The sequence below is a fragment of the Streptomyces sp. NBC_00057 genome (assembly GCF_045041165.1).
Taxonomy (GTDB): Bacteria; Actinomycetota; Actinomycetes; order Streptomycetales; family Streptomycetaceae; genus Streptomyces.
In genome coordinates this window covers 7,841,116-7,863,456 of record NZ_CP108256.1, presented here as the reverse complement: position 1 = coordinate 7,863,456, position 22,341 = coordinate 7,841,116, and the positions used below count along the sequence as shown (strand labels likewise).

Here is a 22,341-nt window from a genome sequence, read left to right as displayed (position 1 = left end):
GCGCGCTGCGCCTCCCGGATCACGGGTCGCCCCTTGCGCCCGACCGCCCCGGATCGCGCCGCGCGCGGAACGTGCCGACACTGGGCTGGAGCGGCAGCGCGGCGGATGAGCGGCGGATGGGGCACATGGACAGGAGCAGGAGCGGCGCGGAGGAGACGGACGTCTCGATCACCCCGCCCAAGACCTGGGTGGTAGGCGTGCCGGCGGTGGCCAACGCGCTGCGGTGCTCCCTGGAGCAGATGGAACGCACCACGACCGGGACCGCCGGCGCCACCGCCACGGCCCCGCTGTCCGATGGCCCATAAAGGGAGCCCCGAGGACCTGGTCCGCGCGGCCCGCGCCGTGGGCGTGACCGACGACCGTCTCCTTGAGGCCGTACGGAGCATCCCCCGGGCGGAATTCGTCCCCGCGTACGAGGTGGCATCCGCGTACCGGGACACGCCTGTTCCGCTCCCGCACGGGCAGGTGACCACCCAGCCCTCACTGATTGCCATGATGGTCTCCGCTCTCGGCCTCACCGGAGACGAACAGGTCCTGGAGGTCGGGACCGGATACGGCTGGCAGACCGCGCTGCTGGCCCGTTTGGCGGCGTACGTCGTCAGCATCGAGCGCTGGCCCGACCTGGTCGACGAGGCCCGCCTGCGGCTGGCCGGGCAGGGCGTCGGCAATGCCGAGGTCGTACTCGGCGACGGGACCCTCGGGATGCCGACCCGTGCCCCGTACGACGCCGTCATCGTCTGTGCGGCCTTCCCGCGAGTGCCTGAGCCGCTCGTGGATCAGCTCCGCACCGGTGGCCGGCTCGTCCAGCCGATCGGGCAGGGCGGGCAGGAGCGCGTCGAGCTGTACGAGCGGCGGGCCCGCGGCCTGGTGCACCGCAGCACGGTCACCGCGGCCCGGTTCGTCCGGCTGTACGGCGCCCATGGCTACGACCAGCGGTGACGCGTTCAGCGCTGATAGGTCCCTACCAGGGTGCCGAAGGCCAGCTCCCTGCCCTTCAGGGCACGGTGCACGTCCTCGGCACCCGGGTGGCCGTGCAGCGGCAGCGGCTCGGACAGGGCGTACAGGCGGAAGAAGTAGCGGTGCGGCCCGTGCCCCGGTGGAGGCATCGGCCCTCCCCAGCCCACGCGACCGAAGCCGTTGGGCCACGGCAGGCCTCCCAGGGGCTTCTGGCCCTCCGCCGCCCCGGTGGTCCCCGGATCGATGCCGGTCACCAGCCAGTGCAGGAAGGTCGTCCCCGGCGCGTCCGGGTCCTCGCACAGGAGCACCAGCTCCGTGGCCTCGTGGGGCACCCCCGCCCAGGTCAGGGGCGGTGAGATGTTCTCACCCTCCCCGCTGTACCGACGGGGGATCACCGTTTTGTCGTCGAACGCGGTGCTGCTGAGTTCAATTCCGCTCATGCGCGCCGCCATACCCGCGACGGCGGCACCGGCACCGGTCCGCACCCAAAAACCCCCGTTCGGCCGAGCCCACCCGGGCCGCCTCCGGAAGCGGGGGTGAAGATGGCAGTGTGCCGACAAGGATCCTGCTCGAGGGCCGCCCTGGCGCGGGCAAGACGACCGCCGTCCGTCGGCTGGCCGCGCTGCTGCCCACCCACGCGGCCACAGGCTTCACCACCGAAGAGATCCGGCAATCCGGCGCCCGCGTCGGTTTCGCCCTGGAAACCCTGGCAGGCCGGCGGGAGGTGCTCGCCCATGTCGACCTGCCCGGTCCGCCACGGGTAGGGAAACGCAGCTGGACGCCGCGCGGGCCGCTGCCGTCCACCGACGACGACTCCGCCCTGCGCCACCGCGTACACACCCTCGAAGAGGAGCGGCTGGCCCTGGGGCAGCGACGCGATCGGCTGCATGCCCGCCTTGACCTGCTCGGCCGCCTCGCCGCCGATCTGCTGCGGGAGATCGGCGAAGGCGCCGGCTCCGGGGAGACCGAACGGCCCCGCTGGGCCCGCGAACTGGACCGGGTGGACGACGAGCGCGACGCGCACGGCGAGCAACTCCGCACCGTGGAAGCCCGGCTGGCCGCCCTAGCCGTCGAACTCGGTGAAGCCCAGCGGGCCATGCAACTCTCCGAGGAGGAGCCCGCCGAGCTGGTCGGCCATATCGAGTTGACCGTGGAGTCCACGGCCGCCGGGCCGGTCGGGCTGCGCCTGAGCCACCTCACCCCGTGTGCGCTGTGGCGGCCCGCCTACCGGGCCGTGCTCGACGGGGACTCCCTGACACTGGAGACCGACGCGATGGTCTGGCAGCGCACCGGTGAGGACTGGTCGGACGTACGGCTGACATTGTCGACGGCCCGCTCGGCGCCGGCCACCGATCCGCCACGGCTGGGCGAGGACCGGCTGACGCTCAAGGACCGCTCCGCGGCGGAGCGCCGCACGGTCGACGTCGAGCTGCGCGAGGAGGAGATCGGGACCCTCGGCCCGGCCCCGGTGCTCGGCCTGCCGGGGGCGGACGACGGCGGCGAGGCGCGGGTGCTGAGATCCCCCGCGCCGGTCTCGGTGCCCGGTGACGGCCGCGCCCACCGAGTGCCGCTCTCCGCATTCACCACGGCCGCGCCCAGTGAGTACGCTTGCTCACCGGAGTTGTCCCCCCTCTGGTCACCCAGGTGGTGCGGTTCGACAACCTGTCCGGCCACGCACTGCTCGCCGGGCCCGTGGACCTGGTCCGCGGCAGCGGATTCAGCGGCCGGGGCACGCTGGACTTCACTGCCCCCGGCGCCCCCGTCGAGCTGGCCTTCGGCAGCTGCGACGACTACCGGGTGGTCCGGCATGCCGAGGAGTCCCGCGACGTCGCCGGTATCACCCAGCGGACCGTGGTCACCCGCACGGTCCGGCTGCACCTGTCCCGGTTCTCCACCCCCGGGGAGCACAGCGAGCGAGTGGTCGTCCTTCGGGAGCGGATCCCGGTCTCCGAGGTCTCGGCGGTGGAGATACGCCTGCACAAGGATTCATGCTCCCCGGCGCCCGACGTGGTCGATGCCGAGGGCATCGCCCGCTGGGACGTCATTCTCCCGCCTGGCAGCCGCCGCACGGTCACCCTGGTCTACGAGCTGTCGGCGAGCGCCAAAGTCACCGGGCTCTGAGTTCGGTGGGCCGCTGCACAAACCCACCCATCCGCCACTCTCGTCGCGCCCGCCGCGTCAGCGCGGCTTCGCGCTCGGGGCGGTGTCAAGGGGTGGCCGGGGCGGAGCATCCGTGGGCTTTCGCCGAGCGCTCAGCGAATGCCTTGAGTGCGGCAGTTTCGTAGGCAAGGTCCGCGTCGTCTCTCGGGTACGTGCGGTTCTCCCCCCTCTCAGACGAGGGCTGCAGGGTGAACAGGGCTTGACCGCCAGGGCACTTGGCCGTTGTCCAGCTCATCCGGCCGTCACGGTCGCGGTGGTGCGCGGGTGTGTCGGAGTTCGGTGTGCCCTCATAGTGCTCCTCCTCGTAGCGGAGCAACTGCTCTTGCGCATAGGGGCCGTAGTCCGCTTCGAGTACGTAGCGTGTCCTGTGGCCGGCGTCGGCAAGCCGGCACGTTTCGTGCGGGGCGCCCCCGCGGGCGGTCTCGGTGACGATCGCCATGCCGCGGGCGGCGGGGATGCCGGAGCAGGTTCCGTCGGCTGTGCCGAGCGGCTTGTACTCGTCCTCGTTCACCGGCAGGTCCAGGCTGCTGACGGGCTTTCCGAGCTTGGCTCCGCAGTGCCGGGCCTTCGAGGCCTTGGCCGCGGTGGAGGTCGCGATCTCGGCGAACTCCGGTCGTTCAGCCGGGTCGTCCAGCGTCTTGTCGAGGGTTGTCTCGACGGTGACGGACAGGCCCTTGGCACTGCTTTCCTTGGTGCACTCAAGGACCAGGCCCGTGGTCACTTTCTCGTCCTCGCTGGCCCTGAAGGGGTCCGTCTCTCCGAGGGTGTCCGGGTCGGCCCCGAAGAGCCCCGTCCATCCGTGGCCGACCGGCACGGCAAGCGCACTCGGCGACCCCGTGTAGAGGGAGTCCAGACGCTGTCCGACCTGTGCGGTGTCGAGGATACGGATTTCAGCGGTGCCACCGTCCTGGACGTGCACCTCGCAGCCCACCAGGCCCGCACCGCTTCCTTCCTGCTCGACCTCGACGGCTCCTGGCCCGAGGACGCCGCGCACCGCGTTCCGGTCGAGCAGGCCGTCGCAGGCTCCGTCGAGCGCCGACTCGTCGCTCCAGCGCTGGAAGTCGCCGTGCACCAGGAGATACCCGGCGACGGCAACGGCCGCTGCGACCGGGGCCGCGACCGCCCGGAGGACGATCCGCCTCACCGCCATCCCTCCACCTCTCCAAGGATCTTGGTGTCATGGCACCGCTGCTGCCCGGGCCAGCTGTCGGGGTCGGCGAGATAGCCGTCCATCAGCTTGCGGGCGTCCTTGGAGAACTTGGTCCGCTCTGCCTCACTGAGCGTCTGCGGGCTGAGGCTGGAGGTCTCCGTGCGAACGGTGACACGATGGTACGTGGTGCCCGCGGCGCACTCCGACCGTGCCCACAGGGCAAGTTCGTGCGGCTCCGAGTCGGGGATGACCTTGGTCCGCGCCCCTTCGCGGAAGCCGACGCTGTCACCGGTATGGTGGTACTGGTCGTTGGCGGACTCGCCGAGCGGCCCGGCCCAACTCGCCGCCGAGACATCGACGACCGCACCGTCGGGTGGTGTCGGATCGGTGTCCATCGGGTCCTTGCGGTCCAGGACGGTGGCGTCGCAGACGCTCAGCAGTCGTGAGTCCTGCAGATCGCCGCTAGCGGTCCACTCGCCGGGGAAGCCCGCGCGCTTGCCGAGCCCACGGCACTTTTTCACGCCCAGACCCGGCTCGTCGATCCCCACGACCCTCATGTTGCCCCCGTCCGCGTCCGAGGTGACATGGGCCTCATACGTGTCGATGACCCGCGTAGGCATCTTCAGCGGGGAGCCACCGCATTTCTGAGCCGCGTTGATCCCGTTGGCGACCTGGACGGCGGTACGGAAGTCCGCGAGATACTCGGCCGACTCCCCCTTGCCAGGAACGGGCAGATCGACATCGGCGGTGACATACATCCCGGACACCTCGCGGACCCGGCCCTCGAGCCCGCCGGGGCACTCGGCGACGACCCACGTCCGCCCGTCCTTGCCCACCCTGCCGGTGACCCCGAGTGCCTCGTACCCCTCGTCGTCACCGCCGGGCAGGATGTCCTCGGCCCGCACCGTCATCGGCATCCGGGAGATGAGCGCGACGGCCCGCACCCGCACCGACCCATGCCCCGGCCAGGTGAGGGAGCAGTTCACCAGGGAGCGGCTGTCCTCATCGGGCTCGAGCATGGTGCCGTACTGGCTCACCGCGCCCGCAACGTCGTCGGGCACGAGGCCCCGCAGCTCCTCGTACGGCAGCAGTCCCGCACAAGCACGCTTCAACTGCACCCGATTCGCCGCCGAATGACCACTGCCGCCCGAACGGTCGACGCCGAAGAAGAACACCGCCCCGGTGACCGACAACACGAGCGACAGCCCTATGAACAGCGGCTTGCGCAACCATGACGGCACCCGGCCCACGGAGCCCCCTCCCCAGCACTACCAGCAGAATCAAGTCATCACCGGCGGATCAAGGCCTGGAACCTATCAGAGCCGTAGCTTCCTACGAGTTGCACCCGTCGGGAGCCCTGCCCTACGACGACGAGAAGTCGCGCCAGCAAGGCCCGGCACCGCTTGTGGAATACGGGCAGTCCCGAACTCCGCAGTGAAGGAGGCCATGAGTGACAAGGTGACCGGACCCGGGATCCAGCCCGCAGCACCGTCCGTGCCCCGGCTGAGCCCAGGGCACAGCAGCAGCCACGCACGTGTCTCATTCACCGACGACATGGCCGTCCCTTCACTCACCAGTGCACTCTGCCAGTCACGACAGACGGTAGGACGAGCGTCCGCCGACCTCTGCCGCCAACTCGCCCCACAGGCAGCCGTGCTGGGCATCGACCCCTATTTCCACCTCGGTCCCTGCGTCCTCGTTGAGCAACGCGAGATAGGCGCTCCGGACACCGGCCCACTGCTCGACCGGGCCAACGGACGCGTCCTGCAAGGGATCAGCGAGGCTTCTGGCCAGCATGGCCGCCGTCACGAAGCGGGGGATCGAGGGTTCCAGCCGGAACAGAGCGGCATTGTGCGCTTCCAGGACTGCGGAGGCATGCGGATAACGGTTCGGGCGACAGCCTCCTCGGTCCGGCCCTGCCCTTCCAGGAAGCCCGCAAGCGCGCCAAGGGCGCACTCCCCTCCCTCCTCGGTGAGGAAAGCACGCAGCTCCGCCTCTCGTCCGTGCCGGGCCAGGAGAGCGGCGAGTTGCTCGGCATGCCCGGCCACGATCAGGGCGGTCACCTGTGCCGGGGCGAGGTCGGATTGACCGGTGCGTCACCCACCCTACGCATCTGCATCCGATGTCCAGCACCGGCAACGCAATGCGCTGTGCCCAGCCCTTTCTGATGCGTGAGCGCCAGACCGGTTCGGCAGGCCGGAGCTGTCGGTCCTGAGCGTCTCGGCGCAACTTCTGTGACTCCTCCAGGGACTAGCGAGCCCCGCTGAAGGAGAAGGAAACGGGAAACAGTATCGATCACCTTGTCCATCCGGCAGGCGCTGCAGCAGTCTTTCGTGCGGGCCTTCGCCTGGATGGATGGTTAGGGAGGATCTCGTGCCCCTGCTGTCCACCGCGTTCGGTGAGGAACTGAGGAGGCGTCGTCTGGACGCGGGACTCAGTCTCACCGCACTATCTGCGGCCGTGCATTACAGCAAGGCGCAGCTGAGCAAGGTCGAGCGGGGCATCAAGGCGCCGAGTCGTGATCTCGTCCGGCTGTGTGATGCCGCGCTGAGAGCTGATGGAGCACTGATTGCTCGGGGCGCGGCCAGCATTGCCGCCGCACCGGTCGGGTCGGGGTCGGGTGGGATCGATGAGGAGGAGTGGACGATGCAGCTGTCACCGGATGGCCCGAGCTGGTTTCAGCCTGCGGGGCGGCGGCAGGCTGTGAGTGCCGGCGCGGCCTCGTTACTGAGGTTGCAGATGGGCGGACAGGGCCCGGTCAGCCCTGCGGCAGGGGTCGGGATGCTGGAGGCGTCCCGTTCTCTGTTTACGCACTACCGGCGGCTGGGTCAGAGCGTTGAGCCAGGGTTTTTGCTGCCCGGGCTGATTGCGCAGACGCACACGCTGCGGGAACTGTCCGCGCATACCGATGGCGGTACCCGTCAGGAGTTGCTGGCGCTTGGCTCGCGGTACGCCGAGTACGTCGGCTGGCTGGTGCAGGAGTCGGGTGACGACCAGGCAGCACTGTGGTGGACGCAGAGAGCTGTGGACCTTGCGACGGCCAGCGGTGACCGGGATCTGGGCGGCTATGCGTTGGTCCGCAGGGCTTTGGTCACGCTGTACCAGGACGACGCCGAGCAGACGGTTGCCCTGGCGCAGAGAGCGCAGAACGGGGCGCTACCGCCGCGGATTCGCGGTTTGGCGGCGCAGCGTGAGGCACAGGGTCATGCGCTTACGGGTGATCGCGATGCGTGCCTGCGGGCGCTGGATCGTGCGCGTGGGTTTTTTGCCCGTCAGGACGACAGTCCTGGCGCACTGGTGATCGGCAGCATGCATTTGCCGGATTCTGTGGGCATGGTCACGGGCTGGTGTCTGGTGGATCTCGGGCGACCGGGGGAGGCAGCTGAGGAGCTGGACCGGCAACTTGCTCTGGTGTCCGACGATGCGTTGCGGACGCGGGTGCGGTACGGGGTGCGCCGTGCACTCGCGTATGCGGCTAGTGGTCAGATCGACCAGGCCTGTGCGTTGACGGAGCCGCTGCTCGACGGGGTGGCGGCGGTACGGTCGGCGACCGTGACGATCGATCTCCGCCGCCTCGCCCGCGCCTTGGCCCGCTATCCGGATCACCCTTCCGTTCGCCAACTGGGACCGCGGCTGGGCACGTTGTCGTGCTTTCCCGTTTCCTGAAGAGAGGCATCATCATGACGGACGTGTTCATCAACTACCGGACCGGGGACGGCGAGAAGACCGCTGCACTGATCGACCAGGAGCTCTCGCGTCGCTTCGGCAGCGATCGAATCTTCCGCGCCTCGAAATCTGTCTTACCCGGCGAGGCATACCCTCAGGCCCTGCTGACCGGTCTGCGCCACAGCGCTGTGCTCCTGGCTGTCATCGGTCCGGACTGGACCAACTTCCAGGCCCGGCTCCGCGATCCGGAGGACTGGGTACGCAAAGAGATCGTGGAAGCGTTCGCCTGTGAGCTCCCGATCGTTCCCGTACTGGACGGCCGGAAAACCGACCGGCTGAACAAGGCCGACCTTCCGACGGAACTGGCCCGGCTCGCCGACCTTCAGTCCATCCCCTTCGGGACACACGACACCGAAACGAGCCTGAAGCGCCTCGGCGATGTGGTCGCCGACATGGTCCCGGGGCTACGCGACCTGGACAGGGATGCCGTCTCCTCGCTCGTACCGAGCTCCGTGGCCAACTCGATCAGAGAAGTCAGCGGGACGGCCGTTCAGAGCCGTGACTTCACAGGAGACGTCGGCGGTACCGTCATCAAGGGCACCAGCGGACCCGTCCACACGGGCAAGGGCGACATCTACCAGAACTCCTCCCATGTGTCGGGCGGCCGGCACTTCTCCGGCAACGGAATGACGTACTTCGAGGGCGACCACCACGGCGATATCCAGCACCGGTTCGGTGAAGCGGACCGGCACGGGGACGACGACCGGTGAGCGAGCACAGCAGCACCCGGATCGACAACGCGCGGGGCCCCATGCATACCGGCAGCGGCAACATCTACGTCAATGCCGGCCCCGATCTGCGGGAATCGGACAGACCGTCCTTCCGGCGCGTAGCCGACGACCAGCTCGCCTGGCTGAGACGGGTGCTGGTCGCCCCGGACGGCATGGGGAACGCTCGCTCCAGACTCGCCGATACCGGCACCGTCATCCTGGACGGCACGCCCGGGAGCGGCCGGACCTCAGCAGCCCGAGTACTCCTGCGCGAATACCACCAGGACGCTGGCGTTCTCCACGAACTCCTGCCCGGCGAAGAAGGCGAACTGTCCCTCAGGCACCCTGACTTGGTGGGATCCGGCGACCGGCTACTGCTGGACCTCTCAGCAGCCGATACCGTCCGCTGGGCCGCCGCGCAGGCCGACATCCCCACCCTCCGCAAGGCCGTACACGACCGACACGCACACCTCGTAGTCATCATGTCGCACGGCAGCGTCCTCGACCCCGACCTTCAGCACTACCGGGTTGAGATCAAACGCCCGTCAGAACGCGATGTCCTCCGGCGGCACCTGCGTATGCACGGGGTGCCACGCGAGCAGTACATCCAATACATTCAGTCCGACCCCACCGTTGAGGACTTCCTGCGCGAACAGAGGACGATGCGGGAGGTCGCCGACTTCGCCGACCTCGTACGACGAGCCCGGGAGGCTGCCCCGCCGGGTGACGGATTCACCCAGTGGTGTGCGACGGCCCGGAAGGCACAAGCAGATCGACGTAAGGACGTCGCCGAGCTCGTCGCCCGGTTGCGGGAGAGCCCCCAACGGGCTCTCCTGATCACGGTCGCCATGCTGCACGGAGCCCACGCCGACGTCATCCACCGCGCCACGCAACTCCTGCTGCGTACCACCGGTTCTCCGCCTGACGACCTTCCGCTCCTTCAGCACAAGGACCTCGCCGAGCGCCTGGCGGAGATCTCCGCCGAAACCAGACCCGGCGGGCATGTACGGTTCACCGAACTCGACTACGACGCCGCGGTCCGTGCCCACATCTGGGACCATCTGCCCGACCTGCGGCAGCATCTGGGCACCTGGGCCGCGCGCAGCGTGGACCTCAACGACCCCCACCTCACAAGGGAGCTCCGCGACACGCTGGTGGCACAGCTGGCCGGCGAGTATCTACGGACCGGCCACGGGGCGGGGCTGGCATCGCTCGCCGAGACCTGGAGCTCCACAGCCACCGGCCGCGCCAGGCTGGAGGCCGCCGTCCAGGCACTCACCTGTGGACTGGCCGATCCCGTTCATGGGAGGAGCTTCCGCGAACGGATCTACCAGTGGTGCGTCAACAAGCAGCCCAGGGAGGGCTTCTCCCAGGTCCTCATCCGTGTCTGCGCCGACGTCATCGCAGTCAGCCACCCCGACCAGGCCATGCTTCGGCTGTACCACCTGGCACGCCGTGAGCCCGGAACCAGCCACGCCCGCGAAGCACTGTGCGCCTTGGTGGAGACCAGCCACCGACTGCGCCGGAGGTTGCTCGACCGGCTCGCACGCCCCGGACGCACGTCGGCGGAGCTCGACATCTTCCTGCGCGTCTGCGACCCGCACCCACTGACTGCCCCGTATGACAACGCGCGCACGCTGGTGGGGGAAACCGGCGTCCAAGACTCCTTGGCGACCTGCTGGTGTGCGGTGCTGAGCGAACTACCACAAGCGACATGGCAACCGTACGTGGAACGTTGGCTGCACACGGCGACCGTCACCGGCCACCACGGTGACATCCTGCTCGATCTCCTCGTGGCAGCGGCCGCCCAGTGCGACCACCGACGAGGCGCCACCTTCGCCGCGCTGTACGCAAGCGCACGCGATGCCGAGCGCACCGCTCCCACCGGACCCGCGCACGCCACAGCAACCACCGACCGGCTCCTCCAGAAGATCAGCGCAGCCCAGGGCCTCGGCCCACCCATCACACCGACACAGGCAGAACCAGCCAGGGGGACCGAACAGTGACGACCGGATGCAAGACGACCACCTTCTTCCTCACCGTCCTTTCCGGGCTGCTACTGACCATCCTCGGACTGACACAACAGTGGCCCATCTGGGCTTGGCCGACCCTCGCAGCACTCCTCGTCGCCCTCCCCGCCGCAGCCTTCAAGGCTGCCGTGCGACGCCGCGGGCAAGTTCCGATCACCTTCGAGGAACAACTCACGGCAGCCCCCATCGAACGCCAGGAACAACACATCAGGCATGTCGCCCTGCCCAGCCACTGGGCCGACTACGACTTCCTGGTCTCCGCAACCGTCCGCTGGCACCCCCTCGACACCTCCGACCGCGCCCCCGTGCTCAACCCGGCTGGCCTCGCTGTCGAAGCCGTCCTCGACCGCGCCCGCGCCATCACCGAACAGCGGGAGCCCAGCCGCGCCTCACTCGTCCAGCACGAACTGAGCGGCGCACTCAGCCGCATGCTCCCGGACAGCACCGGCCACCTCCACGCGATGGCCGAGAACGTGACACTCACTCTCCACCAACACGACCAAGAGCGCCTGGACAAACTCGCCAGCGTACGCAAAGACAAAGCGGTCTGGGAGCACCAGCGGAAGTACGAGCAGAGCAAGCGCAAATACCTGGGGGAGGACGTCCTCCGGGATACCGGCAGCGCCGTGGTCTGGTGGCTCGCCAAAAACGACGACCACGTAGAAAAAACCGTGGCCGACCTCGGCCTTCTCGCCCAGCTCACCTCCGCAGCGAACAACACAGACGTCCCCGAACGACTGCGCGACCTCATCCCTCAACCGCGCGGCGAACAGGACAACTTCCCGGGACGACATGACGCCCCCTACGAACAGGAACAAGCACCAACTGCCGCAGACCACTTCGCCGACGCCCTGAACGCCATGGGCTTCCCCCAAGGCGACCCCCGACGGGGCATGCTCGCCAAGCAACTGGCTGAGGTCATCCGAACCCAGGAACAGCACGAAACAGCCGACGCCGTACTACGCCGATTCGACCCGCCGGCCACATACACGCCGAATCACACAGCTCCGCCGGGCCACGCTGGCGGCGAGACCGGCCTACCGCCCAGGACCTGACCCCCGAGAGGAAAAACAATGGACACCGAACTCGCTGCTCTCGCCGCGTCGGGAGCCACCACGCTCGTCTCCCTCATGGTCACCGACTCCTGGACACAAGCGCGTGATCTTCTCGGGAGGCTCCTCTCCCGCACCTCTCCCACCGCAATCGCTGACCTGAATGACACGCGGGCCAGACTGCTCGCCGCCGACGAGCGCAACGAAGCGCAAACCGCCCGCGAAATCACCACCCAGTGGCACGTCCACCTGCACCACCTTCTGCAAACCGGGTCCGTAACCAGCGACAACCTGCGCGACGTGCTGACCTCTCTGCAGCAACTCGCGAACACCTCCGCTCCACACCCCGCCGCTGTGCACAACAACATCAACGGAGGAGTTCAACACGGCCCCGTGATCCAGTCAGGCCGGATCGCGGGACTCACCCTCCACGTCCAGGATCACTCAGCTCCCGGGCAGGGCTGACTACGGCCGGTCCGGGCAGCAGAACTGCCGGTTCAGCTGTGCGCGGCTGTACCGGATCGGCAGTCAGTAGTGATCGACCAGGTCGACACGGCGTTCGCGCACACGGCGCGGCTGGATACGGTCGCGCCGCCCACGTCTGCCTTTCGGGACGGCCCAGGAAGCCGGCCTCCAGGGTGGGGCCTGGCACACTCGTACAACGGCGGAAAGAAGACGTTGGGTGCGGCTGCACGCTGCGATCCTGACCGAGTGGCGGCCGACCGAGCTGCTGGAAACGGACGACTGTGCCATCGCCGGCCGGCAGGCGCCGCCCCCGGAGCAAGCACCACGTCATCGTCGACCAGCACGACACACCGCTCGCGGTGTCACCCAACGACGGCAACTGGCACGGCGTCACCCAGCTGATGCCGCTCGTCGATGCCATCCTCCGCATTCGTGGCCTGTACCGACGGCCCCGCCACCGCGAATTCTGTCGGTAGGGACGGGTGACGGCAAAACCGGCCAGCACTGCGTTCGCGCTCTCCCCTACCGCAGCCTCGATAGATAACACCAGTGTGTTTACGCAGATCCCTCAGCACCAACCGCTTGGACCCGCTCCCTCGCTCCCGTCACATCACCGCACAGGACCGCTCCCACGGCCCTGGCCAAGGCCGGGCGGGCCCTCTCACTTGGTGCGGCCGGAAATCGCCTCTACAGTCGTGACTTCCTCGGAGCTACCCGAGGAACGACAGCCGCACCTGCCTGTTGGTATTGCTGGTGTTTGTATCGACCAGACACACCGACTGCCACGTCCCCAGTTCCAGCCGCCCCCCGATCACCGGCAGTGTCGCGTGCGGCGGGACGAGGGCGGGGAGCACGTGGTCGCGGCCGTGGCCGGGGCTGCCGTGGCGGTGTTGCCAGCGGTCGTCGGCGGGAAGCAGGGTGTGGAGGGTGGCCAGGAGGTCGTCGTCGCTGCCCGATCCGGTTTCGAGGATGGCGATGCCGGCGGTTGCGTGCGGTACGAAGATGTTGAGCAGACCGTCCCTGGCGACAGTCCTGGCGAGGAACTGTTCGCAGTCGTGCGTCAGGTCGGTGACGGTCTCCGTCGCTCCGGTGGTGATGTGCAGGACACTGGTGGTGAAGGCACGGGGCATGTCTCCATCCTCTCGCTCATGAGGCGAGATCGCGCGTCCACGTGCCGAGACATCATTGACCTTCTCAGTCGTGGATCGCCTACGTTCAGCGCCATGTTCCGTTCAGCTCTGCTCACTTCGCGCGGTCACGTCGACCTGCTGAGGGTGGCTTCCGCCGCGTGTTGTCCCGGCTACTGACGTCCTTTCAGCGCATCCCCCGCCGGTGACCGGGCGCTCCGGCCACCCGTCTTCGCTGCCGTACGTGCCTGTTCGCCTGCGCTCCGGCGTACTTTCCCTCGTCGACCGCGTGTCGTAGTCCCTGTTCCGTAATGGCAGCAGTGGTTCGCGTACGCGTGTGGCCGAGGTGTGCCTTTCCCTGTCTGTGGACTGCTCGTGTAGCCCTCATGACCACGGGTCATGCTCCCGCCCCACCGGATATATCCCTGGAATCCGGTAAAAGTTCTGTTTCATCTGCCCATCGGTCGCTCGATCTGAAGCCGATCGTTCCGGCTTCTGCCCGGGGTGTGCGCCTGCGGGCAGTGCCGCGCTGGATCCGGCGCACCGTCGGGCCGTTGCTGCTTCACGTGTCGTGGTCGGTGCTCAGTGCCACCGAGGTCCTGCACCCCGATGCGCTCGCACCACCCGGCACCATCGCCCGTGCCGGAGCGGATCTGGTCGCGGACGGGACGCTGCCATACGCAAAGGGGATCTCGCTGCTGCGGGTTGCCGTGGGACTGGTGCTCGGGGGTGTGGTCGGGACGGCGCTTGCGCTGGATTCAGGGCTCTCGCGGCTCGGCGAGGATCTCGTGGACGCGAGCGTGCAGATGCTGCGCACCGTTCCCTGGGTCGGGGCTGATCCCGCTCTTCATTATCTGGCTCGGGATCGGCAAGGCTCGGTGAGCCGGGGGCGGTGGTGAGCCGGGGGCGGTGGTGAGCCAGAAGGCTGGGCCGGCACGCCGGTGCGTCGCCGTGTCGGGCCTCCGGTGCGTCGGCCGGTGTGAGGAAACCGCTGCAGATCGCGGGAAGATCCTCACCCCCGAAAAAGTTGGTAGAAGCGTGAACAACTTTGGGGTGGTCGCAACGCACATGGTCGATGTCGTCGTGGTGGGTGCCGGACAAGCAGGACTGTCCGGCGCCTACCATCTGCGACGCGCAGGAATGGAGCCCGACCGTGATTTTGTCGTGCTCGACCACGCCCCGCGCCCCGGCGGCGCCTGGCAGTTCCGCTGGCCCTCGCTGACGTACGGCAAGGTCCACGGCATGCACGCGCTGCCCGGCATGGAACTCACCGGAGCCGACGACAGCCGGCCCTCCTCCGAAGTGATCGGTGAGTACTTCGACACGTACGAGCGCGCCTTCGACCTGCGGGTTCACCGGCCGGTCGAGGTAAGCGCCGTGCGCGAGGGCGACGGCGGGCGTCTGCTCGTCGAGACGTCCGAGGGTACGTGCGCCACCCGTGCCCTGATCAACGCCACCGGCACCTGGGACCGGCCGTTCCGGCCGCGCTACCCGGGCCAGGAGAGCTTCCGGGGACGGCAGCTGCACACCGCGAACTACCCGGGGCCCGCCGAATTCGCCGGGCAGCGCGTGGTGGTGGTAGGTGGCGGCGCCTCCGGTACGCAGCATCTGATGGAGATCGCCGAGGTTGCGGCCGGGACGTACTGGTTGACGCGTCGGCCGCCGGTCTTCCGGGAGGGGCCGTTCGGCGCGGACCAGGGGCGGGCCGCCGTGGCGATGGTGGAGGATCGGGTGCGGCGCGGGCTGCCGCCGCAGAGTGTGGTGAGCGTGACCGGGCTGCCGCTCACCGACGCGATCCGGCGCGCCCGCGAGGAGGGGGTGCTCGACCGGTTGCCGATGTTCGACCGGATCACGCCGACCGGGGTCGCGTGGGACGACGGCCGGACCGTCGAGGCCGATGTCATCCTGTGGGCGACCGGGTTCCGGGCCGCCATCGATCATCTCGCGCCGCTGAAACTGCGCGAGCCGGGCGGCGGCATCCGGGTCGAGGGCACACAGGCGGTACGGGACGAGCGCATCCATCTCGTCGGGTACGGGCCGTCCGCCAGCACGATCGGCGCCAACCGGGCGGGGCGGGCCGCGGTGCGTGCGATCACACGGCTGCTGGACAAGGCCGGGGCGGAGACGGAAACGAGGACGGACGAGGAGCTCATGCCGGCCGTGGTATGACGGCGCAGCCGCTCAGCCGCCGGACGCGCTGCGGCGGTTTCGGTTGAACTCCTCCACGTTTCTCTGCTGTTCCGCATAGCTGTCGGTGAAGCGGGTGTCCCCCGGCGCGACCGTGACGAAGTACAGCCACGGTCCGGGGGTGGGGGTGATCGCCGCCATCATCGCCTGCTCACCCGGGTTGCCGATGGGTGTGGGCGGCAGCCCCTTGCGCTCATAGCTGTTGTACGGACTGTCGATCTTCGTGTCGCCGGTGGTGGTGTCCAGGGTGCTGCGGTTCAGCGCGTAATTGAGTGTGGAGTCCATCTGGAGCGGCATGCCCCCGTCGATCCGGTTGTAGATGACCCTTGCGACCTTGCCCATGTCGCCCTCGGTGTCCGCCTCGGCCTGCACGATGCTTGCGATCGTCACCGTCTGGTACACCGAGACGCCGTTGCGCCGCGCGCCTGCGGTGATGTGGTCCGCGCCGAAGCGTTCAACCGCCGTGTCGACCATGTACCTGAGCAGGCTCTGCGGGATGGAGTCGGACGTGACGGGGTACGTCGCCGGGAAGAGGTATCCCTCGGGATTGCCCTTCGCCTCGGCCGGAAGCGGCAGATCCGCCGTACCGGCGGCCTTCTCGGTGGTGCCGGATGCCACGGCCAGGGTCTTGTCGACTGCGGCGTACACCTGGGACGCCCGCCATCCCTCGGGGATCACGAGCGGGCGAGCCCGCTCGACCTTCGGCCCCCGTGTCAGCAGCGGTACGAGGACAGCTGCTGCCACGACGAGGACGATACCGATGCCGATGAGCAGCATCAGACGACCGCGCCGGGTCGGGCGGAGAGTGCGACGGGGCGGGGTGTCCGGGGACTCGTTCACCATGCGGGCACGCTAACCCGCCGTCCGGAGTCCCCACCTGGACGACACGGGCCCACACCCCATGAACAGAACATACGAACAGGGGATCGGGTGTTCGCTGGAACGCGTGATCGTTTCGCTGTTCGTTGCTCAACTCCACTGCGGCAGATGATGATTACAGGGCGCAAGCGACGGGCTGCAGACCGAGACTGCGCAGTCCCACACATGCACCATGTACAAGGAGAAACACCGGATGAACCTGATTACCAACCTGCTCGCCGGCATCGTCCACTTCGTGGGTTGGCTCGTCTGACCATTGCTCCGCCCGGCGCCGTCGCTCCCCGTCCCACGGGAGTGGCGGCGTCGCCGCGTGTACGGACTCGGCAGAGGCACGCCCGACCCCGCCGATCAGCTTGGCACGGGGGCCAGTTCGATGTCCCGCCGGACCAGGGCGGCGTAGCGGCCGTCCTGTTGGAGGAGTTCGTCATGACTGCCGCGCTCGGCGGTTCGGCCGCCGTCCAGGACGACGATCTGGTCGGCGTCGCGGACGGTGGAGAGCCGGTGGGCAATGGTGATGGTGGTGCGTCCCGCGGAGAGTGTGTCGATCGCTTCCTGCACAGCGAATTCCGTACGGGTGTCGAGGGCACTCGTCGCCTCGTCGAGCACCAGGACGGGCGGGTCGCGCAGGATCGTACGGGCGATGGCAAGGCGTTGTTTCTCGCCGCCCGAGAAGCGGTAGCCGCGTTCACCGACCAGGGTGTCGTAGCCGTCGGGCAGTGAGGCGATGTGGTCGTGGATCTGCGCCGCACGGGCGGCTGCCTCGATTTCGGCGTCGGTCGCATCCGGCTTGGCGAAGCGCAGGTTGTCGGCGACCGAGGCATGGAAGAGATACGTCTCCTGAGAGACCACACCCACGGCCCGCGCCAGGGTGTCGAAGTCCAGATCGCGTACGTCGACACCGTCGAGCGTGACCCGGCCGCCGGTGACGTCGTAGAGTCTGGGCACCAGATAGCTCAGCGTGGACTTGCCGGACCCGGTCGGTCCGACGACCGCCAGGCTGCCACCGGCCGGCACGGTCACATCGACGCCGCTGAGGGTCGGGCCGCTCTTCTCGTCGTAACTGAAGTCGACGTCCTCGAAGCGGATCTCGCCTCGGATCTTCTCCAGCCGGACGGGGTTCTCGGGCTCGGTGATGTCCACCTCGAGATCGAGGTACTCGAAGATCCGTTGGAAGAGCGCGAGGGACGTCTGCATCTGCACCCCGGTGGAGAGCAGGCTCACGGCGGGCCGGAAGAGACCCTGCTGAAGCGAGACGAAGGCGACGAGCGTGCCGATGGAGACGGCGGGGCCGCCGGACTGCACGGCCATGCCCGCCGCCCAGTAGATGACGGCGGGCATGGCGGCCATGACGATGCCGATCGTCGACATCCGCCACCGCCCTGCCATGCTGGAGCGCACTTCGAGGTCGACCAGCTTCTCGGACTCCTCGGCGAAGCCCTTGGTGAGGGAGTCCGCCCGGCCCATCGTCCGGCCGAGCAGGATGCCGCTGACGGACAGCGACTCGGTGACCGTGGCCGCCATGGCGGCCATCTGCTTCTGGCGCTGGGTGGTGATCTTCTTGCGCTCACGGCCGACCCTGCGGCTGATCCAGACGAAGACCGGAAGCAGGAGGAGCGAGACGAGGGTGAGCCGCCAGTCGAGCGCGAGCATGGCGACGACCGTGGCGACGACCGCGGTGAGATTGGAGACCAGTGACGTCGCGGTGGAGGTGACGGTCGCCTGCATGCCGCCGATGTCGTTGGCGATGCGGGACTGCACCTCGCCGGTGCGCGTCCTGGTGAAGAAGGCGAGCGGCATCCGCTGCAGCTGCGCATAGACCGCGGTGCGCAGGTCGTGCATGACACGCTGGCCGACCGTGGTGGAGATCAGGGTCTGCAGGACACCGAAGACGCTGTTCATCACGGCGGTGAGGATCATGCCGAGGGCGAGCAGCGACAGCAGTCCCGTACGCCCCTGCGGGATGGCGGTGTCCAGGATTTCGCGCAGCAGGAACGGCGAGGCGACCGACACCAGCGAAGAGGCGCCGACGAGCAGCCCGACCAGGGCGAGCCGGCCTCGGTAGGGACGGAAGAGGCGCAGGATGCGGCGCAGCTCGGCGGGCGGGCGGCTCCCGTCCCGGGGCGGGGGTGACCAGGTGATTTCGTCGGGTTTCATGGGCTCCTTCGTCGGGCGCGCGACAGCGAGGACTCGGACTGCTGACTCGAACTGGAGACTCGAACTTTTGAGAGCATAGCTCATTGTTACCTGTACTCACAATGCACAAGGTCCTGATACTGTTCCCCTCATGGACCCCTCCGACGCCGATGGCGTGCTCGCCGAGCAGTTGCTGCGGGTGACCCGCAGGCTCCAGCGTATTCAAAGCCGCCAGCTGGAGCCGATCGGCATAACTCCCGCACAGTTCCGGCTGCTCCGCACCGTCGCGCATTACGACGGGCCGCCCCGGATGGCGGACCTCGCGCAGCGCCTGGATGTCGTCCCGCGTGCCGTGACCAGTCTGGTCGACGGCCTGGAGGCGAGCGGCCGGGTGCGTCGCGCCCCCGATCCGGACAGCCGCCGGGTGGTCCGTATCGAAATCACCGAGGAGGGCCTTGCCACCCTCCGATCGCTGCGCGACGCGCGCCGGGCCGCCGCAGAGGAGATCCTGGCCCCATTGACCGCCGATCAGCGCGAGGTGTTCGGCGGGCTGTTGACCGCCCTGGTCAACGGAATGCCGGAGCGCCGCTGCTGAACCCGTGCGGACACGCGTACACCGGATGGGTGCTGCGTGTGTGCCGTCGCCGTACCGAGTACCGAACCGAACCACCGAGGAGAGCTCGACATGCCACTGCTGGAGCCGAAGCCGGAAGCACTCCGCCCTGCTGCGGTGCGTACTCCGTCCCTGGACCGGGTCCCCGACCGGCAGGCTCCGGGTACGCCCGAACCACTGCGCGGCGAGCTGATCGACCTGCTGGGGCCGGAGAAGGTGCTGTGGAAGGTCTCCGACCTGGTGAAGTACGCCTCCGATGCCAGTCCCTACCGGTTCATCCCACAGGTCGTCGTGGTCCCGGAGGACATCGACGACATCTCGGCGATCCTGTCGTACGCGCACGGCAAGGGCCGCGAGGTCGTCTTCCGGGCGGCCGGCACCAGTCTGAACGGCCAGGCCCAGGGTGAGGACATCCTTGTCGACGTGCGCCGGCACTGGGCGGGCATCGAGGTCCTGGACGACGGCGCGCAGGCCCGCATCCGGCCGGGTACGACGGTCTTGCGGGCCAACGCCACCCTCGCCCGGCACGGCCGGCTGCTGGGGCCCGATCCGGCCAGCGCCATCGCCTGCACGATCGGCGGAGTGGTCGCCAACAACGCCTCCGGAATGACCGCGGGAACGACCCGCAATTCGTACCGCACCGTCTCCTCCCTCACCTTCGTACTGCCGAGCGGCACGGTCGTCGACACTGCGGATCCAGCAGCGGACGAGGACCTGGCCCACGCCGAGCCGCGGCTGTGCGAGGGGCTGCTGGCCCTCAAGGCGGAGATCGAGGCGGATGCCGAGCTCACCGCCCGGATCCGTGCCAAGTACGAGATCAAGAACACCAACGGCTACCGGCTCGACGCCTTCCTCGACGGCTCGACGCCCGTACAGATCCTGCGCGGTCTGATGGTCGGCTCCGAGGGCACCTTCGGCTTCATCTCCGAGGTCGTGTTCGACACACTGCCGCTGGACCGCCGCATCTCCACCGCCCTGCTGTTCTTCCCCTCCCTGACCGCCGCGGCGGCCGCCGTGCCCCGCTTCAACGAGGCGGGGGCGATCGCCGTCGAGTTGATGGACGGCAATACGCTGCGTGCGTCGGTGAGCGTCCAGGGCGTGCCCGCGGACTGGGCCGAGCTGCCCAAGGAGACCACAGCACTGCTGGTGGAGTTCCGCGCTCCGGACGAGACGGGCCAGGAGGCGTACGAGCGGGCGGCGGCGACCGTCGTCGAGGGGCTCGACCTGGTCGCCCCCGTTGCCTCGGTGACCAATGAGTTCACGCGCGAAGCCAAGGTCATCTCCGGCTATTGGAAGGCCCGCAAGGCGTTCGTCACCGCGGTCGGCGGCTCCCGGCCTTCGGGTACGACGCTGATCACGGAGGACTTCGCGGTGCCGCCCTCCCGGCTGGCCGATGCCTGTGAGGCCCTGCTCGGGCTTCAGGCGGAGCACGGCTTCGACGCCGCCGTCGCCGGCCATGCGGCGCACGGCAATCTGCACTTCCTGCTCGCCTTCGACGCGGCGAAGCCGTCCGATATCGACCGCTACGCCGCGTTCATGGACGACTTCTGCCGGCTGACGGTGGAGCGCTTCGACGGCTCCTTGAAGGCGGAGCACGCCACCGGCCGCAATATCGCCCCCTTCCTGGAGCTGGAGTGGGGCCCGAAGGCGACCGAGCTGATGTGGCGCACGAAGCAGATCATCGACCCCGACGGAGTTCTGGCGCCCCGGATCGTCCTCGACCGCGACCCGAAGGCCCATCTGCGCGGGCTGAAGACCATCCCCAGGGTCGAGCTGATCGCCGACCCGTGCATCGAGTGCGGCTTCTGCGAACCGACCTGTCCCAGCGAGGACTTGACCACCACTCCGCGCCAGCGGATCGTGCTGCGCCGGGAGATGATGCGGCAGCCGGACGGTTCACCGGTGGAGGCGCAGCTGCTCGACGCGTACGGCTATGACGCCGTCGACACCTGCGCGGGCGACTCGACCTGCAAACTCGCCTGCCCGGTCGGCATCGACACCGGCGCAATGATGAAGGACTTCCGCCACCAGCGGCACTCGCCACGCGAGGAGCGGATCGCGGCGCTCACCGCGAAGAACTTCAAGGCGGTGGAGGCGGCGGCACGGCTCGCGGTCGCCGCGGCCGACCGGATCGGCGACCGGATCGGTGACGGGCCGCTGGAGACGCTCACCGGGCTCGCCCGAAAGGCCGTGCGTCCCGATCTGGTGCCCGAGTGGCTGCCCGAGATCCCCGGCGCGGCCGCCCGGAAGCTGCCCCGTACCTCCCGTGTCGGGGCGAGCGCTGTCTATTACCCGGCGTGTGTGAACCGCATCTTCGGCGGTCCCGAAGGCCATCGCGGCCCGTCGCTGCCGCAGGCCGTCGTCGCCGTCTCCGCCCGCGCCGGAAAGCCGGTATGGATCCCGGACGATGTCGCGGGGACCTGCTGCGCGACGATCTGGCACTCCAAGGGGTACGACGCGGGCAATGCCGTAATGGCCAACCGCATCGTGGAAGCGGCCTGGGGCTGGACGGCGGGCGGAAAGCTGCCGCTGGTCGTCGACGCCTCGTCGTGCACGCTGGGCATCGCCGATGAGGTGGTGCCCTATCTCACCGACGACAACCGGGAGTTGCACCGGGAGCTGACCATTGTCGACTCCCTGGTCTGGGCGGCCGACGAACTGCTTCCTGAACTGACAGTCCTCCGCAAAATCGACTCGGCAGTCCTGCATCCGACGTGTTCCATGCAGCATCTGGACGACGTGGAGCAGCTGCGCACGGTCGCGGAGGCCTGCGCGGAGGAGGTCGTGATCCCGGACGATGCCGGGTGCTGCGCCTTCGCGGGCGACCGCGGCATGCTGCACAAGGAGTTGACGGCCTCCGCGACGGCGAAGGAGGCCGCCGAGGTGAATGCGCGGGAGTACGACGCGTATCTCTCGGCCAACCGGATGTGCGAGATCGGTATGGACCGGGCCACAGGGCAGTCGTACTACTCGGTGCTGATGGAGCTGGAGCGGGCCACGCGGCCGGGGGCTGTGGTGCGGTGATCAACGGGGCCGTCCGGCGGCCGATTCGTCCTCGGCCGCCCGACAGGCCTGACGATGCTCTCAAATAGCCGGGCGGGCTCGGTTTCCGAGCCCGCCCGGCTTTTGCGTGGGCACAAAAGTCCATGGTT

At 68.7% G+C, this 22,341-nt stretch carries 18 protein-coding genes and 3 pseudogenes; 14 read left to right on the top strand and 7 right to left on the bottom strand.

Annotated features, from left to right (window positions below; genetic code table 11):
* Window positions 1-125 precede the first annotated feature (125 nt).
* Both OG953_RS37165 and OG953_RS37160 read left to right on the top strand, forming a co-directional pair.
* Entirely contained in the window at window positions 126-305 is a 180-nt protein-coding gene (locus OG953_RS37165) for a hypothetical protein (protein ID WP_405689853.1), read from the top strand.
* Window positions 295-939, top strand: a complete 645-nt coding sequence (locus OG953_RS37160; RefSeq protein ID WP_405689851.1) for a protein-L-isoaspartate(D-aspartate) O-methyltransferase — start codon at window positions 295-297, stop codon at window positions 937-939. The genes OG953_RS37165 and OG953_RS37160 overlap by 11 nt, the downstream gene beginning before the upstream one ends.
* 5 nt (window positions 940-944) lie before the next feature.
* Here the strand turns inward: OG953_RS37160 and OG953_RS37155 are convergent, their stop codons facing one another.
* Complete coding sequence (locus OG953_RS37155) at window positions 945-1,397, bottom strand: YbhB/YbcL family Raf kinase inhibitor-like protein (protein ID WP_405689849.1); 453 nt, start codon at window positions 1,395-1,397, stop codon at window positions 945-947.
* A gap of 110 nt (window positions 1,398-1,507) precedes the next feature.
* Here OG953_RS37155 and OG953_RS37150 point away from each other — a divergent pair.
* Both OG953_RS37150 and OG953_RS37145 read left to right on the top strand, forming a co-directional pair.
* Window positions 1,508-1,666 (top strand): annotated as a pseudogene (locus OG953_RS37150) (nucleoside-triphosphatase); the annotation flags it as partial.
* 60 nt (window positions 1,667-1,726) lie between these two features.
* Window positions 1,727-3,078: pseudogene (locus tag OG953_RS37145) on the top strand (DUF4139 domain-containing protein); the annotation flags it as partial.
* 85 nt (window positions 3,079-3,163) lie between these two features.
* Here OG953_RS37145 and OG953_RS37140 read toward each other — a convergent pair.
* The 3 genes from OG953_RS37140 to OG953_RS37130 all read right to left on the bottom strand — a co-directional run bounded on the left by OG953_RS37140 (window position 3,164) and on the right by OG953_RS37130 (window position 6,076).
* Window positions 3,164-4,267, bottom strand: coding sequence for a hypothetical protein (locus OG953_RS37140; RefSeq protein ID WP_405689847.1), 1,104 nt, complete (start codon window positions 4,265-4,267; stop codon window positions 3,164-3,166).
* Window positions 4,258-5,517, bottom strand: coding sequence for a hypothetical protein (locus tag OG953_RS37135; protein WP_405689844.1), 1,260 nt, complete (start codon window positions 5,515-5,517; stop codon window positions 4,258-4,260). Before OG953_RS37135 ends, OG953_RS37140 begins: the two co-directional genes overlap by 10 nt.
* Before the next feature lie 340 nt (window positions 5,518-5,857).
* Window positions 5,858-6,076 (bottom strand): hypothetical protein, encoded by a 219-nt coding sequence (locus OG953_RS37130; protein ID WP_405689843.1) that lies wholly within the window; start codon window positions 6,074-6,076, stop codon window positions 5,858-5,860.
* A gap of 564 nt (window positions 6,077-6,640) precedes the next feature.
* On the opposite strand from OG953_RS37130, the gene OG953_RS37125 reads away from it, so the two are divergent.
* From OG953_RS37125 to OG953_RS37100, 6 genes are all read left to right on the top strand, one after another.
* Window positions 6,641-7,933: a helix-turn-helix domain-containing protein gene (locus OG953_RS37125; RefSeq protein ID WP_405689841.1), complete on the top strand. Its 1,293-nt coding sequence runs from the start codon at window positions 6,641-6,643 to the stop codon at window positions 7,931-7,933.
* Between the two features lie 14 nt (window positions 7,934-7,947).
* On the top strand, window positions 7,948-8,703 hold the full coding sequence (locus OG953_RS37120) for a toll/interleukin-1 receptor domain-containing protein (RefSeq protein ID WP_405689839.1): 756 nt from the start codon (window positions 7,948-7,950) through the stop codon (window positions 8,701-8,703).
* On the top strand, window positions 8,700-10,709 hold the full coding sequence (locus tag OG953_RS37115; RefSeq protein ID WP_405689837.1) for a hypothetical protein: 2,010 nt from the start codon (window positions 8,700-8,702) through the stop codon (window positions 10,707-10,709). Before OG953_RS37120 ends, OG953_RS37115 begins: the two co-directional genes overlap by 4 nt.
* Complete coding sequence (locus tag OG953_RS37110; RefSeq protein ID WP_405689835.1) at window positions 10,706-11,788, top strand: hypothetical protein; 1,083 nt, start codon at window positions 10,706-10,708, stop codon at window positions 11,786-11,788. The genes OG953_RS37115 and OG953_RS37110 overlap by 4 nt, the downstream gene beginning before the upstream one ends.
* 18 nt (window positions 11,789-11,806) lie before the next feature.
* Complete coding sequence (locus OG953_RS37105; protein WP_405689833.1) at window positions 11,807-12,250, top strand: hypothetical protein; 444 nt, start codon at window positions 11,807-11,809, stop codon at window positions 12,248-12,250.
* A gap of 281 nt (window positions 12,251-12,531) precedes the next feature.
* Window positions 12,532-12,726, top strand: a complete 195-nt coding sequence (locus OG953_RS37100) for a hypothetical protein (RefSeq protein WP_405689831.1) — start codon at window positions 12,532-12,534, stop codon at window positions 12,724-12,726.
* Between the two features lie 234 nt (window positions 12,727-12,960).
* Here OG953_RS37100 and OG953_RS37095 read toward each other — a convergent pair whose 3' ends face one another.
* Window positions 12,961-13,380 carry a secondary thiamine-phosphate synthase enzyme YjbQ gene (locus OG953_RS37095; RefSeq protein ID WP_405689829.1) on the bottom strand — a complete coding sequence of 140 codons (420 nt, stop codon included), beginning with the start codon at window positions 13,378-13,380 and terminating at the stop codon, window positions 12,961-12,963.
* A 383-nt stretch (window positions 13,381-13,763) separates the two neighbouring features.
* On the opposite strand from OG953_RS37095, the pseudogene OG953_RS37090 reads away from it, so the two are divergent.
* Window positions 13,764-14,253: pseudogene (locus OG953_RS37090) on the top strand (ABC transporter permease); the annotation flags it as partial.
* 192 nt (window positions 14,254-14,445) lie between these two features.
* Window positions 14,446-15,546 carry an NAD(P)-binding domain-containing protein gene (locus tag OG953_RS37085; protein ID WP_405692272.1) on the top strand — a complete coding sequence of 367 codons (1,101 nt, stop codon included), beginning with the start codon at window positions 14,446-14,448 and terminating at the stop codon, window positions 15,544-15,546.
* Between the two features lie 12 nt (window positions 15,547-15,558).
* Here OG953_RS37085 and mltG read toward each other — a convergent pair whose 3' ends face one another.
* Together mltG and OG953_RS37075 are read right to left on the bottom strand one after the other, a co-directional pair.
* Window positions 15,559-16,407 (bottom strand): endolytic transglycosylase MltG, encoded by an 849-nt coding sequence (mltG, locus tag OG953_RS37080; protein WP_405689827.1) that lies wholly within the window; start codon window positions 16,405-16,407, stop codon window positions 15,559-15,561.
* A gap of 384 nt (window positions 16,408-16,791) precedes the next feature.
* On the bottom strand, window positions 16,792-18,597 hold the full coding sequence (locus OG953_RS37075; protein WP_405689825.1) for an ABC transporter ATP-binding protein: 1,806 nt from the start codon (window positions 18,595-18,597) through the stop codon (window positions 16,792-16,794).
* A 130-nt stretch (window positions 18,598-18,727) separates the two neighbouring features.
* Between OG953_RS37075 and OG953_RS37070 the strand changes: the two genes are divergently transcribed.
* Window positions 18,728-19,171 carry a MarR family winged helix-turn-helix transcriptional regulator gene (locus OG953_RS37070; RefSeq protein WP_405689823.1) on the top strand — a complete coding sequence of 148 codons (444 nt, stop codon included), beginning with the start codon at window positions 18,728-18,730 and terminating at the stop codon, window positions 19,169-19,171.
* Window positions 19,172-19,261: 90 nt separating this feature from the next.
* A complete protein-coding gene (locus OG953_RS37065) occupies window positions 19,262-22,213 on the top strand; it encodes an FAD-binding and (Fe-S)-binding domain-containing protein (RefSeq protein WP_405689821.1) in 2,952 nt (983 codons plus the stop codon).
* Window positions 22,214-22,341 lie beyond the last annotated feature (128 nt).

Excerpts from the sequence above, each read along its gene's own strand:
- OG953_RS37165 (WP_405689853.1), top strand. The coding sequence starts at position 126 with ATGGACAGGAGCAGGAGCGGCGCGGAGGAGACGGACGTCTCGATCACC.
- OG953_RS37160 (WP_405689851.1), top strand. The coding sequence starts at position 295 with ATGGCCCATAAAGGGAGCCCCGAGGACCTGGTCCGCGCGGCCCGCGCC.
- OG953_RS37155 (WP_405689849.1), bottom strand. The coding sequence starts at position 1,397 with ATGAGCGGAATTGAACTCAGCAGCACCGCGTTCGACGACAAAACGGTG.
- OG953_RS37140 (WP_405689847.1), bottom strand. The coding sequence starts at position 4,267 with ATGGCGGTGAGGCGGATCGTCCTCCGGGCGGTCGCGGCCCCGGTCGCA.
- OG953_RS37120 (WP_405689839.1), top strand. The coding sequence starts at position 7,948 with ATGACGGACGTGTTCATCAACTACCGGACCGGGGACGGCGAGAAGACC.
- OG953_RS37105 (WP_405689833.1), top strand. The coding sequence starts at position 11,807 with ATGGACACCGAACTCGCTGCTCTCGCCGCGTCGGGAGCCACCACGCTC.
- OG953_RS37095 (WP_405689829.1), bottom strand. The coding sequence starts at position 13,380 with ATGCCCCGTGCCTTCACCACCAGTGTCCTGCACATCACCACCGGAGCG.
- OG953_RS37085 (WP_405692272.1), top strand. The coding sequence starts at position 14,446 with ATGGTCGATGTCGTCGTGGTGGGTGCCGGACAAGCAGGACTGTCCGGC.
- mltG (WP_405689827.1), bottom strand. The coding sequence starts at position 16,407 with ATGGTGAACGAGTCCCCGGACACCCCGCCCCGTCGCACTCTCCGCCCG.
- OG953_RS37075 (WP_405689825.1), bottom strand. The coding sequence starts at position 18,597 with ATGAAACCCGACGAAATCACCTGGTCACCCCCGCCCCGGGACGGGAGC.
- OG953_RS37070 (WP_405689823.1), top strand. The coding sequence starts at position 18,728 with ATGGACCCCTCCGACGCCGATGGCGTGCTCGCCGAGCAGTTGCTGCGG.
- OG953_RS37065 (WP_405689821.1), top strand. The coding sequence starts at position 19,262 with ATGCCACTGCTGGAGCCGAAGCCGGAAGCACTCCGCCCTGCTGCGGTG.